15 protein-coding genes are annotated in these 17,101 nt (G+C 45.5%); all 15 read left to right on the forward strand.

What is annotated here, in order from left to right:
- Positions 1-10: 10 nt before the first annotated feature.
- The 15 genes from ICC18_RS03320 (at position 11) to ICC18_RS03390 (ending at position 17,023) form a co-directional block, all read left to right on the forward strand.
- Positions 11-661 (forward strand): RsfA family transcriptional regulator, encoded by a 651-nt coding sequence (locus tag ICC18_RS03320; RefSeq protein ID WP_188172940.1) that lies wholly within the window; start codon positions 11-13, stop codon positions 659-661.
- 155 nt (positions 662-816) lie between these two features.
- Positions 817-1,752: a ketopantoate reductase family protein gene (locus ICC18_RS03325; RefSeq protein WP_188172941.1), complete on the forward strand. Its 936-nt coding sequence runs from the start codon at positions 817-819 to the stop codon at positions 1,750-1,752.
- Between the two features lie 15 nt (positions 1,753-1,767).
- Complete coding sequence (locus ICC18_RS03330; RefSeq protein WP_188172942.1) at positions 1,768-2,166, forward strand: DUF3397 domain-containing protein; 399 nt, start codon at positions 1,768-1,770, stop codon at positions 2,164-2,166.
- Positions 2,167-2,549: 383 nt separating this feature from the next.
- On the forward strand, positions 2,550-4,235 hold the full coding sequence (locus ICC18_RS03335; protein WP_188172943.1) for a peptide ABC transporter substrate-binding protein: 1,686 nt from the start codon (positions 2,550-2,552) through the stop codon (positions 4,233-4,235).
- A gap of 106 nt (positions 4,236-4,341) precedes the next feature.
- Complete coding sequence (locus tag ICC18_RS03340; protein WP_188172944.1) at positions 4,342-5,274, forward strand: ABC transporter permease; 933 nt, start codon at positions 4,342-4,344, stop codon at positions 5,272-5,274.
- A gap of 3 nt (positions 5,275-5,277) precedes the next feature.
- Positions 5,278-6,210 (forward strand): ABC transporter permease, encoded by a 933-nt coding sequence (locus tag ICC18_RS03345; RefSeq protein WP_188173215.1) that lies wholly within the window; start codon positions 5,278-5,280, stop codon positions 6,208-6,210.
- 17 nt (positions 6,211-6,227) lie between these two features.
- Positions 6,228-7,262, forward strand: coding sequence for an ABC transporter ATP-binding protein (locus ICC18_RS03350; RefSeq protein WP_188172945.1), 1,035 nt, complete (start codon positions 6,228-6,230; stop codon positions 7,260-7,262).
- On the forward strand, positions 7,255-8,211 hold the full coding sequence (locus ICC18_RS03355; protein ID WP_188172946.1) for an ABC transporter ATP-binding protein: 957 nt from the start codon (positions 7,255-7,257) through the stop codon (positions 8,209-8,211). The genes ICC18_RS03350 and ICC18_RS03355 overlap by 8 nt, the downstream gene beginning before the upstream one ends.
- A gap of 157 nt (positions 8,212-8,368) precedes the next feature.
- Complete coding sequence (bshC, locus tag ICC18_RS03360) at positions 8,369-10,003, forward strand: bacillithiol biosynthesis cysteine-adding enzyme BshC (RefSeq protein ID WP_188172947.1); 1,635 nt, start codon at positions 8,369-8,371, stop codon at positions 10,001-10,003.
- 12 nt (positions 10,004-10,015) lie between these two features.
- The gene (locus ICC18_RS03365; RefSeq protein WP_188172948.1) at positions 10,016-11,278 is read left to right on the forward strand and encodes an adenosylhomocysteinase; all 1,263 of its coding nucleotides are present in this window, start codon (positions 10,016-10,018) and stop codon (positions 11,276-11,278) included.
- A 169-nt stretch (positions 11,279-11,447) separates the two neighbouring features.
- Entirely contained in the window at positions 11,448-12,644 is a 1,197-nt protein-coding gene (locus tag ICC18_RS03370) for a DUF4349 domain-containing protein (RefSeq protein WP_188172949.1), read from the forward strand.
- Positions 12,645-12,769: 125 nt separating this feature from the next.
- Positions 12,770-13,207, forward strand: a complete 438-nt coding sequence (gene mraZ, locus ICC18_RS03375) for a division/cell wall cluster transcriptional repressor MraZ (RefSeq protein WP_188172950.1) — start codon at positions 12,770-12,772, stop codon at positions 13,205-13,207.
- Between the two features lie 89 nt (positions 13,208-13,296).
- Positions 13,297-14,247: a 16S rRNA (cytosine(1402)-N(4))-methyltransferase RsmH gene (rsmH, locus tag ICC18_RS03380; RefSeq protein ID WP_188172951.1), complete on the forward strand. Its 951-nt coding sequence runs from the start codon at positions 13,297-13,299 to the stop codon at positions 14,245-14,247.
- A 56-nt stretch (positions 14,248-14,303) separates the two neighbouring features.
- Entirely contained in the window at positions 14,304-14,741 is a 438-nt protein-coding gene (ftsL, locus tag ICC18_RS03385) for a cell division protein FtsL (RefSeq protein ID WP_188172952.1), read from the forward strand.
- Positions 14,742-14,758: 17 nt separating this feature from the next.
- Complete coding sequence (locus ICC18_RS03390; RefSeq protein ID WP_188172953.1) at positions 14,759-17,023, forward strand: penicillin-binding transpeptidase domain-containing protein; 2,265 nt, start codon at positions 14,759-14,761, stop codon at positions 17,021-17,023.
- Positions 17,024-17,101 lie beyond the last annotated feature (78 nt).

A 17,101-nucleotide genomic window follows, 5' to 3' on the forward strand; every position in this document is an offset into this window, starting at 1 on the left:
GATTGACCTTATGTCGGCAATTAGACAAGATGCTTGGAGCGATGAAGACGATTTGATTTTGGCGGAGGTGACACTGCGTCACATACGAGAAGGAAGCACGCAATTATCCGCATTTGAAGAAGTGGGCGAGCGAATTGGCCGCACAGCGGCCGCATGTGGATTCCGTTGGAACAGTTTTGTTAGAAAGAAGTATGAAGCAGCCATTCAAATAGCGAAAGCACAACGTCAAAAGCGAACGCAACTCAAAAAACACGCTGCTGTCAGCATTTCCAGTTCTTCAATCGCAATGCTCGACGCCTCGGATTTGACTTCGGGCAAACCAGATTCTTTTACGGAAGAAACGCTTTCGATTGATGCGGTAATCAGATTCCTTCGTCAATGGAGAAATACGTATCAAGATATGAACAGGCATATCAAAAATTTGGAGAAAGAATTGCAGGACAAAGAAGACGAACTAGATAGGCTAGGCCGGGAGAATGACAAGCTGAACAAGCAAGTGAATGAAGTGGAAACAGACTACCGTGTCGTCAATGATGATTATAAAGCATTAATCCAAATCATGGATCGTGCGAGAAAATTGGCCTTCCTTGTTGAAGAGGAAGAAGATGGGAAGCCGCGCTTCAAGATGGATGCAAACGGGAATTTAGAAAGAGTAGACTAACAAATAAACATGTAGAGCCTCAACGAAGCTTCGGTAAAAGGGTGATCCCCTTAAGCCGGGGCTTTTTTTAATAATTGAACAAGCTTTAACCTTTAGGTAGACATAATGGTATAATGTAACAAAGAAACAACGATCGTGGAGAGGATTTCGTTTAAATGCGCATTATGATAGTAGGTGCAGGCTCACTAGGCTTGTTATTTGGAGCCAAGCTTTTTACGGTATGTGATCATATAACCGTTGTGACAAAAACAAGGGAACAAGCAGAGGCGCTCCGAATGCAAGGTATTAGCTTGGACGGCGATAAAGTGATCTCAACGAATTCGAATGAGCACAACATACGTTTCCAAAGCTATGATGAAAGTGTAAAAGAAGACAAACATCCGGATTTCCTTTTTGTTATGGTCAAGCAACCGGCTATTCGGGATGAATTTATCTCTTATTTGAAAGATAGTATGTCTGCCGGGACAATCGTAGTCTGTTTCCAGAATGGAATTGGGCATGAAGAAAAGCTGATAAGCGCAGTTGGATCAGACAAGCTTCTTCTTGCTGTAACAACAGAAGCAGCGAGAAAAGAAGGTTTAACCAAGGTTGATCATACTGGCCATGGTATTACATATCTAGGTTCATTGACTAGAAAAGGCGGGCCGCCCCAAGCATCGCAAATTTTGTTGCAGGATTTATTAAAGACGGCAGGAATTGAAGCCGAAGTGTCGAATGAGATGGAAGTACGGATTTGGAGCAAGTTGATCATGAATGCAGTGATCAATCCGCTTACCGCTATTTTGCGTGTGAGAAATGGAGAATTGTTGGAGTCGCCGTGGGCCATGTCGCTTATGCGCGAGCTTTACGATGAAGCGATGCTCGTTGCAGGTGCAAAAGGTATTGAACTGCCTGATAACCTATGGAAAACGCTGCTGCATGTTTGTAAAGCAACCGCTCAGAATCATTCCTCGATGCTTCAGGATCTAATGCAAGCCAAGGGCACGGAAATTGACAGCATGAATGGCAGCTTGCTGCGTATCGCTAAAGAGTTGAAGCTGGAGCTTGCTGTCCACCAAACCGTCTATTGTGTCGTGAAAGCCCTTGAATAAGTAGGTGATTTGTTAATGAGCTTCATAATGAACTTCTTTTCGACGATTTATGCTATTTTTGCAGTTGCTCCATTTATCACTTTTGTAATTCTATGGTTTATTGTTTACTTCTTTTTAAAAGACAAGAAAATAACGACAAGACTGACGATGGATATCACGACTGTATTTCTCATTGGTTCCGTCTCTTTAATGTGGAATCAATTGTTTCAGTCTACGTTTGGTTTCTGGCTGATTATGTTGGTTCTATTGATCTCATTTGGGATAATTGGCGGCTACCAAACCCATTTGAAAGGGAAGACCGAACTATTAAAAGTGAGCCGCGTCGTATGGAGATTAAGCTTTCTGGGACTTTCGGCGCTCTATATCGTTTTGTTCCTACTGAATATCGGAAAAAATTTTATTTTTTCGACATAATCATTCAAGAAAGTGCTTACATATCTTCGTGAAATTAGTTCAATTGTAATATTTTTTTGAGAATTGTAGAAAATAACAAAGAAATTCATATAGATTTTATTGACCGTTGGTTGTATAATTAGAAACCGTGAGAACCATTTCTCAATATTATTTTAACAAAGGTAAATTAACGCTGGACATTATTTTGCAATATGTTATAATTCCTTGCGTATACTCTAGTAATTTTTTTTACCAGAGAATTTTGTTAGATAATGTGACATGATAATGAGAGTTCACGGCTACAAAATTCACCTTCGGGTTCTCGGTGTTAAGTTTATGTTAGTAAAACTATCACAACACCTGACCATAAACTAGATATACATAATTTTAAAGGAGGAGTTTTAATGAAAGCGACAAAGTGGGTTTCAACAGCAGTAGCTCTTACTCTTATGGGTAGCGTTGCAATTGGTTGTGCTAAAAGTGGTGAAACACCAACTGCTTCACCGGCTGGGGATGCAAAAGGAACTGCTGCGCCAGCGGCTTCCAACAAACCGCAAGAAATCAAAATCAACTTCAGTGCAGAGCCGCCAGTATTGGATAACTCCAAATCCACAGCTAACGCAGCGTTCACGATGATTAACGCATTTAACGAAGGTTTGTACCGTGAAGACAAAGATGGTAAGCCGACTCCAGGTCTTGCAAAAGACTTCCCTAAAATTTCTGCTGACGGTTTGACTTACACGATCGACATTCGCGACAATGCTACATGGTCCGATGGTCAACCGGTGAAAGCGCAAGATTTCGTATACTCCTTCAAGCGTACGCTTGATCCGGCAACAAAAGCTCAATACAGCTTTATCGTTGCTTGGATTAAAGGCGGAGAAGCGGTAACTAAAGCTAAAACTCCTGAAGACGTTAAAAAAGCACAAGATGCTCTTGGCGTAAAAGCGATTAGCGACAAACAACTGGAAATCAAACTTGAAAAACCGGTTGCTTTCTTTACAGGATTGCTTGCATTCCCTGTATTCTTCCCGCAACGTGAAGACATCGTTACTAAATATGGCGACAAATACGGCGCTGACGCTGATAAAGTTATCGGTGCTGGTCCGTTCAAATTGACTAAATGGGAACATGAACAAACCCTTGAGCTTGTTAAAAACGACAAGTACTGGGATGCAGCTAACGTGAAGTTGACTAAAGCAACTGTCAACATCGTGAAAGATACAAACACTGGTTTGAACCTTTACGAAACAGATGCAGCTGATTTGACTGAAATTAAAGGCGATCAGTTGAAACTATACGCAGGAAAGCCGGACAGCACGCCAAAAAGAGAGTTAACTAACGCTTACGTTATGTACCAAACGAAAAAAGTGCCTGCTCTTGCTAACAAAAAGATCCGTCAAGCGCTTGGTATGGCAATCGACCGTCAAGCATTCGTAGATACAGTTCTTGCTAACGGTTCCGTAGCATCTACAGGTCTTGTACCTGCTGGTACTGCAGATGGCGCTGGCGGCGACTTCCGTAAATCTGCAGGCGAGACACAACCTAAGTTTGATGCGGCTAAAGCTAAACAACTGTTCGATGAAGGTTTGAAAGAGCTAGGCGTGACAGCTCTTCCTAAGCTGAAAATCAATGCTGACGATACAGAGACAGCTAAAAAGTCGCTTGAATTCATCTTGGCTCAATGGAAACAAAACCTTGGATTCGAAGCGGTAGCTAATCCGCTTCCGCATGCTCTGCGTATCGAACTTTCCTCCAAGAAAGATTTCGAAATGGTACTTTCCCTCTGGGGCGCTGACTACAACGATCCAATGACATTTATTGATATGTGGGTAACCGGCGGCGAGTTTGACGAAGGCGACTACAGCAACCCGCAATACGATGCTTTAGTTAAACAAGCTCAAACGGAAACTGATGCTTCCAAGCGTGCGAAAGCTATGATCGAAGCTGAGAAAATCTTGATGGACGATCAAGGTATTACGCCACTCTACTTCCGTACACGTGCTTACGTGAAAAAGCCTAACATTGAAGGATTGCTGCTTCCTTCCTTCGGTAAGGAATGGGAACTGAAGTGGACTTCCGTTAAGTAATAGTCGGAAAAGTACGATTGCATCATGAGAAGAGGCCGTTCGCACCTCGTGGGAGCGGCCTCTTTTAAATTTCTTGGATCATAAAACTAATATAAGGAGGAGCACTATGGTTAAGTTCATTCTTCGCCGTTTCTTATATGCGCTTATTACGTTATGGCTTATTTCAACGTTTACATTCGTTTTGATGAAAAACTTGCCTGGGGATCCGCTGGGAGAAGGCTCTGAACGGATTCCGAAAGAAACGAAAGCGATGTTATTGAAGCAATACGGACTGGATAAGCCGTTATGGGAGCAGTATCTTACATTCTTGAATAATATCCTTCATGGTAATCTAGGAGCTTCCTTTCAATTCCCTGCTCGTACAGTAACGGATATTATTAAACAAGCATTTCCTTCTTCCCTTGAACTTGGGTTGATTGCGATCGCAATTGCAATAATTGTAGGTTTGTTTTTAGGTATAACAGCCGCGTTAAAACATAATAAATTCGGCGATTATACAGCTATGTTCATTGCGGTATTAGGGGTTTCAGTTCCATCCTTCGTACTTGGACCGTTACTGTCCTACTACGTTGGCGTTAAATGGGGAATTCTGCCTGCAGGTTTGTGGAAGGGACCAAGTTACAAGATCTTACCGGCGATTGCACTTTCATTTGGTACGATTGCGATCCTGGCACGCTTGATGCGGACTTCCATGTTGGACGTTTTAAATCAGGATTATATTAAGACAGCTAAGGCAAAAGGTCTTACCAATCTCACTGTAGTTGTTAAGCATACGATCCGTAATGCCATATTGCCGGTTATTACAATCATTGGACCAATATTTGTAAACGTCATCACGGGTACGCTCGTTGTTGAACAAATCTTCTCTGTACCAGGTTTGGGCAAGCACTTTGTATCTTCCGTTTATTCGAATGATTATACGATGATCTCAGGTTTGACTATCTTCTATTCAAGCATTCTTATACTAGTAATCTTCATTACAGACGTACTGTACGGCTTTATTGACCCTAGAATTCGTCTTGGGAAAGGCGGGAAGTAAATGATGCAAACTACATCGCAAACAACCGAGAACAACAACAAGTTTGCTCCCGTTTCAAGCACATCTTTGAGTAGCGAAAGAATCGTAAGACCTTCGCTCAACTATTGGCAGGACGCATGGAGACGACTTAAGAAAAATAGACTGGCTATGGCTGGCTTAATTATACTAGTTACTTTGATGGTATTATCGATTGTTGTACCTTTTGTTTCTAGCTACGATTATCAGACGCAAAACTTGAAAATTAAAAACCAAACTCCTTCAGGCGCACACTGGTTTGGGACCGATGACTTCGGACGCGACCTATGGACGCGGGTTTGGTGGGGAACAAGAATTTCGTTGTTTATCGGGATTGTTGCTGCTTTCATTGATTTAGTCATCGGTGTCATTTATGGCGGAATCTCCGCTTATTACGGTGGTCGTGTCGATGAAGTTATGCAGCGTGCTATCGAGATTGTTTATTCTATTCCTTATCTGTTAATCGCTATTCTTCTCATTATGGTTATCGGACCAGGTATTCCGACAATTATATTGGCTATGGCCATAACGGGTTGGGTTCCAATGGCGCGGTTGGTTCGCGGTCAAATGCTTACCTTAAAAGAACAAGAGTTTGTACTTGCATCGCGTACTTTGGGCGCTTCTCCAATAAGAATTATTATGCGCAGCTTGATTCCTAACGCGCTCGGCATTATCATCGTACAAATCACGTTTGTAGTGCCAACAGCGATTTTTACTGAAGCGTTCTTGAGCTTCATCGGTCTTGGTATTAAACCGCCGCTAGCATCGCTGGGTAACTTGCTGTCCGACGGCGCGAACTATATCCGTTTATATCCGCATCGCCTTATATTTCCTACTATCGTTTTCAGCTTAATTCTATTAAGCTTTAACTTGTTAGGCGATGGGCTTCGCGATGCGCTTGATCCTAAAATGCGCAAGTAAGAAGGGGTGAATGATAGATGAGCACCAACAATAATTTGCTGGAAGTAAAAGATCTGAAAGTTTCTTTCCGTACGTATGCGGGGGAAGTTCAAGCTGTTCGCGGCGTATCTTTTTCTTTGAAAAAAGGTGAAGTATTGGCGATTGTAGGAGAATCCGGTTGCGGGAAATCCGTTACCGCGCAAACGCTCATGCGTTTAATTCCTACTCCGCCTAGCTATATAAAAAGCGGTTCGATCCTGTTTGACGGCAAAACAGATATTACGAAACTGTCTAATAAAGAGATGGAGAAAATCCGCGGCTCCGAAATGGGTATGATTTTCCAAGATCCGATGACATCGCTCAATCCAACGATGAAAATCGGCGACCAAATCACTGAAGGTTTGGTTAAGCACGAGGGCTTAACTAAAAAGGCTGCAACAGAGCGCGCAATTGAGATTCTGAAACTTGTTGGCATTAACAACCCTGAGGGTCGTATTCATCAATATCCGCATGAGCTTTCCGGCGGTATGCGACAGCGTGTGATGATTGCGATCGCGCTTGCTTGTTCGCCGAAGCTTCTTATTGCCGATGAGCCAACAACCGCTCTCGACGTAACGATTCAAGCTCAAATCATTGATTTGATGAGAACTATCTCGGAAAAAACGGACTCATCCATTATCTTAATTACCCATGACCTTGGTGTTGTGGCTGATATGGCTCAACGTGTAGTAGTTATGTATGCGGGGAAAATCGTCGAGCAAGGAACTGTTGATGAAATTTTCTATAAACCGGAGCACCCATATACCTGGGGATTGCTTCGCTCGGTTCCGCGCCTTGATACGAACAGTGATGAAGAACTGATTCCGATTCCAGGAACTCCGCCGGATCTGTTTGCACCTCCTAAGGGATGTGCGTTCGCAGCGAGATGTCCATATGCGATGAACCATTGCCTGGAAGAGGATCCTGAGCATACGAAGTTATCTGAAACGCACAGCGCCGCTTGCTGGCTGCTGCACCCTGATGCTCCAAACGTTGAACGTCCTGTAGGAGTAGGAGGTAATCAACATGCCTAATCAATCCATTTTGGAAATTCGCAACATGAAGAAGCATTTTAATCTTGGCGGCGGCAAAATATTGAAAGCCGTTGACAATTTTTCAATAGAGATTAACCGCGGCGAGACTTTCGGTCTCGTTGGAGAGTCCGGTTGCGGTAAATCGACAGCAGGAAGAACGATCATCAAGCTTTATGACGCAACGGCTGGCGAAGTGCTTTTCAACGGTGAGAATGTTCACCAAATGAAAGGCAAGAAGTTGAAAGATTTTAACCGCAATATGCAGATGGTATTCCAAGATCCTTACGCATCCTTGAACCCGCGTATGACAGTTGGAAATATTATTGCTGAAGGCATCGACATTCACGGTCTTTATAAAGGCGCACAGCGTAAAGAAAAAGTTATGGAATTGCTTCGCGCTGTCGGCTTGAATGATGAGCACGCTAACCGTTTCCCGCATGAGTTTTCAGGCGGTCAACGTCAGCGTATCGGGATTGCCCGCGCACTTGCGATCGAGCCGCAATTTATTATTGCGGATGAGCCGATTTCCGCACTGGACGTATCCGTACAAGCGCAAGTCGTGAACTTGTTCAAACGCCTGCAAAAAGAGCGCGGCTTGACTTACTTGTTCATCGCGCATGACCTAGCAATGGTGAAGCATATTTCTGATCGTATCGGCGTTATGTACTTGGGTAACCTCGTAGAGGTCACTACATCCGACGATCTATATGCAAAACCGCTGCATCCGTATACGCAATCCCTGCTCTCCGCGATCCCGATTCCGGATCCGGAAGTGGAGCGTACACGCGAGCGCATCATTCTTCAGGGAGATGTACCAAGCCCATTGAATCCGCCAAGCGGATGTCCGTTCCGCACGCGTTGCCCGAAAGCAATGCCGGAATGTGCAGCTTCGATGCCGGCAACCAAGGAAGTAGAGCCTGGCCACTTCGTAGCATGTCATTTGTATTAAACCATCTAGAGCCGTCCCGAAAGGGGCGGCTTTTCGTCGTGATTAGGACTTGAAATGTAATTGAAATAAATACAGTTTTGACGATTGCCGGTCATACGTGTACAATCAAAATGAAGAACGTCTTTTTATTTGGGATAAAGAGGAGACAGCGTCGCTTATGCAAATGGAAACTTTTCATTGGAAGAAAAGTCAGATTCTTGCCGAAGATTACATCATGGATAATGACCTGGCCAAGGATTTGTTCCCTTATCATTATCGCAACACCAAAGATTGGGAGGAGCGTGCAGCTTGGTTAACTGAAGAGGCAAAAGCTCCGCGAGCGGATCGCGATCGATTAGTTCAAGTTTTAACCGCATATAACGAAAGTATTGGCAACTTCTCTGCTGCATTGGAGAATATCAATTCTCTTAACAACAAGAACGCTTTGACGATTGTTGGGGGGCAGCAGGCAGGGCTTTTTGGAGGTCCATTGCTTGTTCTCTACAAAGCGATTACCATTATTCAACTCGCGCGCCAGTGGAGCGAGAGATTGCGTCAGCCGGTCATACCAGTCTTCTGGATCGCAGGCGAGGATCATGATTTTGACGAAGTGAATCACATTTACGCTTTATCGGGCACGCAGCAGGTTGAGAAATTAAAAGTCGACCATCCAACCGGGCAGCGTACTTCAGTCAGCAAGCTTCCGCTAAGTCCGGAAGCATGGAAAGAAGCGCTTAACAATCTGGATCAATCGCTGATGGATACAGAGTTCAAAGCTTCACTGATCGCTAAGCTCCAGCAAACAACGGAAGGGGCAAGCACGTTGTCCGACTCATTCGCCAGGTGGATGGCAGCTTTATTTGGTGAGCATGGTCTCGTGTTGATCGACTCGGATGAACTTGCGCTCAGGCAGCTGGAGTCTTCCATGTTTGAACAGCTTGTTTTGCACAATGAGATCCTTAACGCTGCACTTGTGCGGGGACGCGACCAAGTCGAAGCTGCAGGTTATATGGCGCAAGCTGATATTTCCGAGGATAGTGCAAATCTGTTTGTATTTGCAGGAGGACAGCGGTTGCTGCTGCATCGTGAAGGTGATCATTTTACCGATAAAAAGAAAGACTATACGTATACGCGGGCGCAATTGCATGACCTTGCGGTAACCTCGCCGGAAATGTTAAGCAACAACGTGATGACGCGACCTTTGATGCAGGAGTTTTTGTTCCCGGTACTGGCCGCGGTACTAGGTCCAGGTGAGATTGCTTACTGGGCGCAGACAGGAAAAGCGTTCGAACATTTTGGGATGAAAATGCCCATTATTGCACCGCGCATGGAATTCACGCTGATTGAGGGTACTGTACATAAGCATATGAACAAATATGGGTTAAGCCTGGAGGATGTGCTTGAACGTTTTGATCAGAAGAAGCAGGAGTGGTTGGACGCACAGGACACCTTGAAGCTTGGTGAACGATTCGACGCTGTAAAAGCGGAATTCTGCGCCAGTTATGAACCGCTCGTTGAATCGCTGGCGACAATTAACCCTGGTCTGAAAAAGCTCGGGGAGACGAACTTGGCAAAAATCGTGGAACAAATCGAGTTTCTTGAGCATAAAGCTTCCGATGCCTACAGGACTCAGTTTGATTCTGCGCTTAGACAGCTTGAACGCATTCGGCTTACCGTAGTGCCGTTAGCCAAGCCGCAAGAAAGAGTGTATAATGGGTGTGCTTATATGAACCGATATGGGAATGATTGGCTGACTGCGTTGGTTACAACGCCTATTCCGGTAGACGGCATGCATCGCGTTTATTATTTATAGGAGGGAAATGAAATGAACACAATGGATAAAAGTATTGTGACCGATATGAACTTGGCCCCGGACGGCCATTTGAAAATTGATTGGGTACAGGCGCATATGCCGGTATTAAACCGTATCCGCGAGCAATTTGAAAAAGAGCAGCCTTTCAAAGGGTTGAAAGTGACGATTTCCTTGCATTTGGAAGCAAAAACCGCTTACCTTGCTAAGGTTGTTAAAGCCGGCGGCGCAGAAGTCACAATTACGGGAAGCAACCCGCTTTCCACGCAAGATGACGTGTGCGCGGCCCTTGTTGAGGATGGTATTACCGTATTTGCCAAATACAATCCTAGTCCTCAAGAGTACAAGGAACTGCTCATTAAATCACTTGAATCGAAGCCTGATTTGATTATTGATGATGGCGGCGATTTGGTAACTATTTTACACTCCGAGCGTAAAGATTTGCTCGTAAACATTAGAGGCGGAGCTGAAGAGACGACAACGGGGATCTTGCGTTTGAAGGCAATGGAGAAAGAAGGCCAGCTTCAATTCCCGATGGTAGCCGTGAACGACGCTTTCTGCAAATATTTGTTTGATAACCGTTATGGAACGGGACAATCCGTTTGGGATGGCATTAACCGTACGACGAACCTTGTAGTGGCCGGTAAAACCGTCGTTGTTGTCGGGTATGGCTGGTGCGGCAAAGGTGTGGCGATGCGTGCCAAAGGATTAGGCGCTAATGTCATCGTTACTGAAATTGATGCGATTAAAGCTGTCGAAGCTTACATGGATGGCTTTAAGGTCATGCCAATGATTGAAGCGGCTAAATTGGGCGATTTCTTCGTGACGGTAACGGGTAACCGTGACGTAATCCGCAGCGAGCATTACAAAGTGATGAAAGACGGTGCCATTCTTTCCAATGCAGGTCACTTTGACGTTGAGGTTAATAAGCCTGAACTAGAGGCGATGTCGGTATCCAAACGTACGGTTCGCCGCAATATTGAGGAATACCGACTGGCTGATGGCCGCAAATTCTTCATCATAGCCGAAGGGCGTCTCGTGAACCTTGCTGCGGGAGACGGACATCCGGCAGAGATCATGGATATGACGTTTGCGCTGCAAGCGATGTCGCTGAAATATGTCAACGAACAGTACCAAAGCATCGGTAAAATGGTCGTTAATGTGCCTTACGAGCTGGATGAAAAAGTGGCAAGATTCAAGCTGGAGTCGCTTGGAACCAGCATCGATTCTTTAACGGATGAGCAAAAAGCTTATTTGGACAGCTGGGCTGAGCATTAATATTTATGGAAAAGGCTTGAAGGAGCGATATGGTTCCTTTAAGCTTTTTTTTATTCCTAATCGAGTAAAGCCGTGATATCAAAATTTCTGATGCGGCGCTGCAACCTTCTTTCTCGCGCAACCGTTAATAGGGTGTATAACCTATATCTGGTAATGAGGAGATGGCGCAATGGGGGGCAAACAAAGAAAAGGGAACATGCTTAAGTTCAACCGAAAGGAAGGAAGCAGCGCAGCGGATAGACAACAAGAGGGACTCATCAAGGTAGGCATTCGAGGAAATAAGCCATGGCGATCGATGATGCTGATGGTTAGCCTGGTTATCCTGTTAACTTGGATGTTCGCTGGTTGCAGCGCCTCCAAGTCCGACTCACCCGCCGGAACGGCCGACCAAGCCAAGGCGGCGAGTCAATCGAGCGGCAATCTGCAAGAAAAACCGATGGCTGTAGCTGATCAAAAAAGCAGCTCTGATGCTGCTGCCCCAGCCGAACGATCGAATACAACCAGTGGCTCGGTCAATCAACCGGCTGCTGCTCAGGCTTCCGCTAAGACACCGCCGATAACGGTGATTCCGGCAACAGGAAGCGATGAAGCGGCGGGTTTTAACCGTAAGCTGATTTATCGCGCTAACCTGGTGATGCCGGTTGAAGATTATAGTAAAGCCCAGACGCAGTTGCGCGATCTGGTGGCGCTGAGCGGAGCTTACATTTTGCAATTCTCCGAGAATGCGAACACTGGGGAGAGGGGTGGAACGTTCACTATTAAAGTGGCGGCAAACGGGTTTGTCTCCTTGCTGGACGGGTTGGAGAAAATCAGCCCCTCGCTGCAGCGTAACGTCCAAGGGCAGGATGTAACCGAGGAATACGTAGATCTGGAGTCCCGTTTGAAGGCCAAACAAATGGTAGAAACACGATTGCTTAGTTTTATGGAAAAAGCTTCGAAAACAGACGATTTACTCGCATTTTCAAACGAATTATCTAAGGTGCAGGGTGAGATTGAACAAATTAAAGGCCGGATGAGGTACCTGGATCAGAATGTGGCGTACTCGACCATTGAATTGCGTATGTATCAGCAAACCGGCAACAAGCCGCTTTTATCCGATCCGAATAAGCTAACACTGCAGGAACGTATTCAAAGAGCATGGAATTCCAGCTTACATGTACTTGCTGTGGTTCTGCAAGGTATTCTTGTGTTCTTGGCCGCTGCTCTGCCTGTCATCTTCATTGCCGCCATTATCGGATTGCCGATCTGGATGTATAGAAGGAAAAGAAACAAACAACTCGTAGAGATGAGAAATCAGCTCAAATCGCAAAATGCTACTTTCAACACTCTTGAAGATGAGGGTCAAGGGACAAAAGACGGACATTAAACCTAAAATTGAAAAATAATTTCGCAAATCCTGCCTTCGTAGCAGGATTTGCTGCATTTTTGGCGAATAAACATTAAAAAGTGGTGGAAAGTGGTACAAAGTGGAGGAAAAGGGGGCGCCATGCTATGTTCATGGGGGAATACCAACATAGCATTGACGAGAAGGGCCGAATGATTATTCCGGCCAAATTTCGTGAAGCTCTTGGCGACTCGTTTGTTATCACTCGAGGCTTGGACCAATGCTTGTTCGTTTATCCGAGATCGGAATGGACGATACTTGAGCAGAAGCTTAAAGCGCTGCCGCTGATGAAGTCCGATGCGCGGGCCTTCACCCGGTTCTTTTTCTCCGGAGCTACGGAATGCGATCTGGATAAGCAAGGGAGAGCGAACATTCCCGGTAACCTGGTTGACCACGCCAAGCTTGAAAAAGATTGTGTCGTTATCGGAGTTTCCAACCGCGTTGAGATTTGGAGTAAGCAAATTTGGGAAAGCTATTCCAATGAATCCGAACAATCATTCAATGAAATAGCAGAGAAGCTCGTTGACTTTAATTTTGACCTGTAGTTACACATTAAGGGCCCCCGCAAAGTATGGGGAGTTATAGGGATCTTTGATCGGAGATCAAAGTCTCACCTTTTTTAGGAGGACACCAAGTGTTTCATCATGTGACTGTACTGAAGGAAGAATCTGTTGAAGGTTTACATATAAAGCCGGATGGCGTTTACGTCGATTGCACCATGGGAGGAGCTGGTCATAGCTCACTGATCGCTTCCAAATTGGGACCGGAGGGATTGCTCATCGCGTTGGATCAGGATGATGCGGCACTGGCGAATGCACAAAAGGTGCTTGCACCATACCTGGATCGTGTGAAAATTGTGAAAAGCAATTTTCGCGAATTGGAACATGTACTGCGGAACGAGCCTAGAGCGCTTCGCGACGGCAAACCGCAAGTAGACGGCATTTTGTTCGACCTTGGGGTTTCCTCTCCGCAGCTCGATGAAGCGGAACGCGGGTTTAGCTACAATCATGATGCAGAGCTCGACATGAGGATGGATCGTACGACGGAATTAACCGCCAAAACGATCGTCAATGAGTGGTCTCCTGACCGAATTGCGCGAATTTTGTATGAATATGGCGAAGAAAAGTTTTCGCGCCGGATTGCAGCGGTCATTGCAGAAGCGAGAAGCAAGAAAACCATTGAAACGACAGGTGAGTTGGTCGAGCTTATCAAGGAAGGCATTCCGGCTGCAGCAAGAAGAACCGGCGGACATCCGGCGAAGCGTAGTTTCCAGGCTTTGCGAATCGCCGTGAATGACGAGTTAGGAGCTTTTGAAGAAGCGCTTGAGCAATCAATCCGCTGCCTTGCTCCACAAGGAAGAGTTGCCGTTATCACGTTTCACTCGCTAGAGGATCGAATTTGCAAGCAAATTATGGTGAACAACGTGGAGAAATGCACGTGTCCTTCCGACTTTCCAATATGCGTATGTAAACGAGAAGGTACGCTGAAATTAGTCACGCGTAAGCCGATTATCCCAGGAGAACAAGAACTGGAAGTCAATCAGAGGGCAAGATCTGCCAAATTGCGAATCGCGGAAAAACTTTGAAAGCAAGCGTTACGATGCAAGTTTTGCTAAAGCAAAACTCTAAGGAGGAATGAAAAATGCCCGCTTATATCCAAGGAAGTTTGGCTCTTGACCAAAAGCGTTCTCAAAAGCAACTGCCTAAGGTGAAAATAAAAGAAACAACGAAGGTTGTTTATCGAAATAAATCATTGCCCGTTCAAGAGAAAATGCTGTATTTGTTTACTGTTGTGCTTTGCGTAATCGTTGCTGGCGTTATCATATGGCGATACGCGGCAATCTATCAGATGAACACGCAGATCTTACAAATGCAAAAAGAAATTCGCGTTATTCAGGCTGAGAACAGCGCACTCAAGCAAGAAGTAGAGAAATTGCAAAGTCCAGAGCGGCTAGGTCAAGAAGCTAAACGTCTCGGGTTGAAGCCGCAGGATGAGAAGCAAGTAAACCAGACGCCTCCAAATAAAGGGAAAACGGCTGCTAATGTCGACAAGAACACGAAAGTAGCCTATAATCCATAAACAGGCAGGTGTTCCCTATGACTAAAAAAATTAAAGCTCGATCGTTGTTAATCGGAGGGGTATTCACCCTTCTTTTTATTGTCCTCATTACTAAAGTCTATTGGATTCAAGTTGTAGAAGCCTCGTGGTTGCTAGACAAAGCAGAGAAGGTCTGGGAGACCGATAAGGTGCTTGCGCCTGTCCGTGGCTCGATACTTGATAGAAACGATAAAGTGATGGCTGTTGACGCTACCTCCTATACGGTAACGTTAAACCCCAAAATGATAGATGGCTATCATATTTCAGAGGATGTTGCACAAGGGCTGGCGGAGATTTTAAAAGATTCGGATGAAGCGAAGCCAGCTTTAGTCAACAAAATTCGTGAGCGCGCGACGAAAAGAAAAGCGGACGATTCCGACTTTGCTGCGAATGTAGAAATTCGCAATGAAGGTTGGAAAATCGAGAAGGATAAAGCGGACGAAGTCACGGAGTTCATTAAGAGTATGCGGACGAAGCTGAAGCTGAAAGAAAAAACGGACATTGGCGTCAATATTCTGGAGGACAAGAAGCGGTACTACCCAGGGGAAACGTTGGCGTCACACATACTCGGATACACCAATAAAGAAGGGGTTCCATCGCTAGGCTTAGAGATCAAACTAGACGACGTGCTGAAGGGCGTTCCGGGTATGATGAACTATGAGACGGATGGCAAGGGTGTCGAGCTTCCGGACTCCAAAATCAACTTCAAGCCCGCCGAAGATGGGAAGAATGTTAGGCTCACTATCGACAAAAACATTCAATTCTATATCGAAAGCGCATTGGCGAAAGTTAACGAAAAGTGGCATCCGAAGAGCTTGACGGCAATTGCTGTCGATCCGCATACGATGGAGATTCTCGGAATGGCTAACGTGCCCACGTTTAACCCCAATAAATATTGGATGATCAAGGATCAAAGTGATTTCAAGAATAACGCAGTCGCTTCTCGTTATGAGCCGGGTTCAACGTTCAAACTCGTCACCTTGGCCGGTGCGTTACAAGAAGGGGTCTTCAATCCAAGCGAAACCTATCAATCCGGTATGATCCGCGTGCAGGATAGAGAACTCCATGACCACAATCGGGTAGGATGGGGCAAAATATCGTTCCTGGATGGACTCAAACGGTCCAGTAACGTTGCGTTCGTGAAACTTGGTTACGAAAAACTGGGTCCTTCTAAGCTGGAGAATTACATACGTCAGTTTGGTTTCGATCAAAAGACGAATATCGATATGCCTGGGGAAGTATCGGGCCTCATTGATATGAAATATCCGTCCGAATTTGCAACGGCGACTTACGGTCAAGGAAAGGTCGTCGTAACGGCCATTCAGCAAACAGCTGCATATGCCGCGATGGCGAACGGCGGGAAGCTGATGTGGCCGCATATCGTCAAAGATATCGTCGATCCGAAAACAGGGCAAACCATTCAAACTTTCGCTCCTCAAATGGTACGTCAAGTTGTGAGTGAACAGACGGCCAATCAAGTTAGCAATTACTTGGAACAGGTTGTATCCGATCAGGAAATCGGTACAGGTAAACTGGCTTATATTGACGGTTATCGCGTTGCCGGTAAAACAGGGACTGCCAACCTCGTCCTTCCTGGCGAGAAAACATATGCAACCGATACTTGGGTGATTTCTTTTATCGGGTACGCGCCTGTTGAGAATCCGCGCATCCTGGTGACGTTAATCGCAGATCAGCCAGATCTCGGCGGCAACTATCATTTGGGCGGGCAAGTGTTGGCCCCTGCATTCAAAGACATCGTCACGGAATCATTGAAGTATATGGGTGTTGCTTCAACGAAACAACCGAAAGTAACTACACCGGAAGCGAACAAGCTCAAGATGCCTAACTTTGCTGATAATACGGCAGACATCGCGAAGGAAATAGCTAAAGAAACCGGATTAAAACTGGAAGTGCATGGAAAAGGGACGAAAGTCGTTGATCAGTTTCCTAAAGCGGGTACTGAAATCTTAGCTACGCAACGAATCTATGTAGCGTTACAGTCTGTTGATGAGCTCTCGCTTCCGAATTTACAAGGCAGATCGCTGCGAGATGCGATGGAAGCTTGTTCCTTTTTCAAAGTAAACTGTCAAACTTCAGGTGAAGGGTATGTTGCCGATCAAAGCGCTTCTGGTGATGCCGGGAGTCGAACGGTTGTTTTGCAGCTGCGACCGCTGAGCGAGAAAACGGCAGCAACGCCATCGGCGGCGCCAACACCTAATGGCAAGGAAGCGTCCGGGCGCACGGCTGCCAAAAAGTCCCCATAGGATAAGAGCTTGTTCTAACCCCTGGTTGTCCCGAATAGTCATGATATGAACGATCTTGACTGGTTTGGAAGGGGGAGC

It is taken from the genome of Paenibacillus sedimenti (genome assembly GCF_014534655.1).
In the GTDB taxonomy this organism is placed as follows: domain Bacteria; phylum Bacillota; class Bacilli; order Paenibacillales; family NBRC-103111; genus Paenibacillus_E; species Paenibacillus_E sedimenti.

Excerpts from the sequence above, each read along its gene's own strand:
- ICC18_RS03390 (WP_188172953.1), top strand. The coding sequence starts at position 14,759 with ATGACTAAAAAAATTAAAGCTCGATCGTTGTTAATCGGAGGGGTATTC.
- ICC18_RS03335 (WP_188172943.1), top strand. The coding sequence starts at position 2,550 with ATGAAAGCGACAAAGTGGGTTTCAACAGCAGTAGCTCTTACTCTTATG.
- bshC (WP_188172947.1), top strand. The coding sequence starts at position 8,369 with ATGCAAATGGAAACTTTTCATTGGAAGAAAAGTCAGATTCTTGCCGAA.
- ICC18_RS03320 (WP_188172940.1), top strand. The coding sequence starts at position 11 with ATGTCGGCAATTAGACAAGATGCTTGGAGCGATGAAGACGATTTGATT.
- ftsL (WP_188172952.1), top strand. The coding sequence starts at position 14,304 with ATGCCCGCTTATATCCAAGGAAGTTTGGCTCTTGACCAAAAGCGTTCT.
- mraZ (WP_188172950.1), top strand. The coding sequence starts at position 12,770 with ATGTTCATGGGGGAATACCAACATAGCATTGACGAGAAGGGCCGAATG.
- ICC18_RS03350 (WP_188172945.1), top strand. The coding sequence starts at position 6,228 with ATGAGCACCAACAATAATTTGCTGGAAGTAAAAGATCTGAAAGTTTCT.
- ICC18_RS03340 (WP_188172944.1), top strand. The coding sequence starts at position 4,342 with ATGGTTAAGTTCATTCTTCGCCGTTTCTTATATGCGCTTATTACGTTA.
- ICC18_RS03365 (WP_188172948.1), top strand. The coding sequence starts at position 10,016 with ATGAACACAATGGATAAAAGTATTGTGACCGATATGAACTTGGCCCCG.
- ICC18_RS03325 (WP_188172941.1), top strand. The coding sequence starts at position 817 with ATGCGCATTATGATAGTAGGTGCAGGCTCACTAGGCTTGTTATTTGGA.
- ICC18_RS03370 (WP_188172949.1), top strand. The coding sequence starts at position 11,448 with ATGGGGGGCAAACAAAGAAAAGGGAACATGCTTAAGTTCAACCGAAAG.
- ICC18_RS03345 (WP_188173215.1), top strand. The coding sequence starts at position 5,278 with ATGCAAACTACATCGCAAACAACCGAGAACAACAACAAGTTTGCTCCC.
- ICC18_RS03355 (WP_188172946.1), top strand. The coding sequence starts at position 7,255 with ATGCCTAATCAATCCATTTTGGAAATTCGCAACATGAAGAAGCATTTT.
- ICC18_RS03330 (WP_188172942.1), top strand. The coding sequence starts at position 1,768 with ATGAGCTTCATAATGAACTTCTTTTCGACGATTTATGCTATTTTTGCA.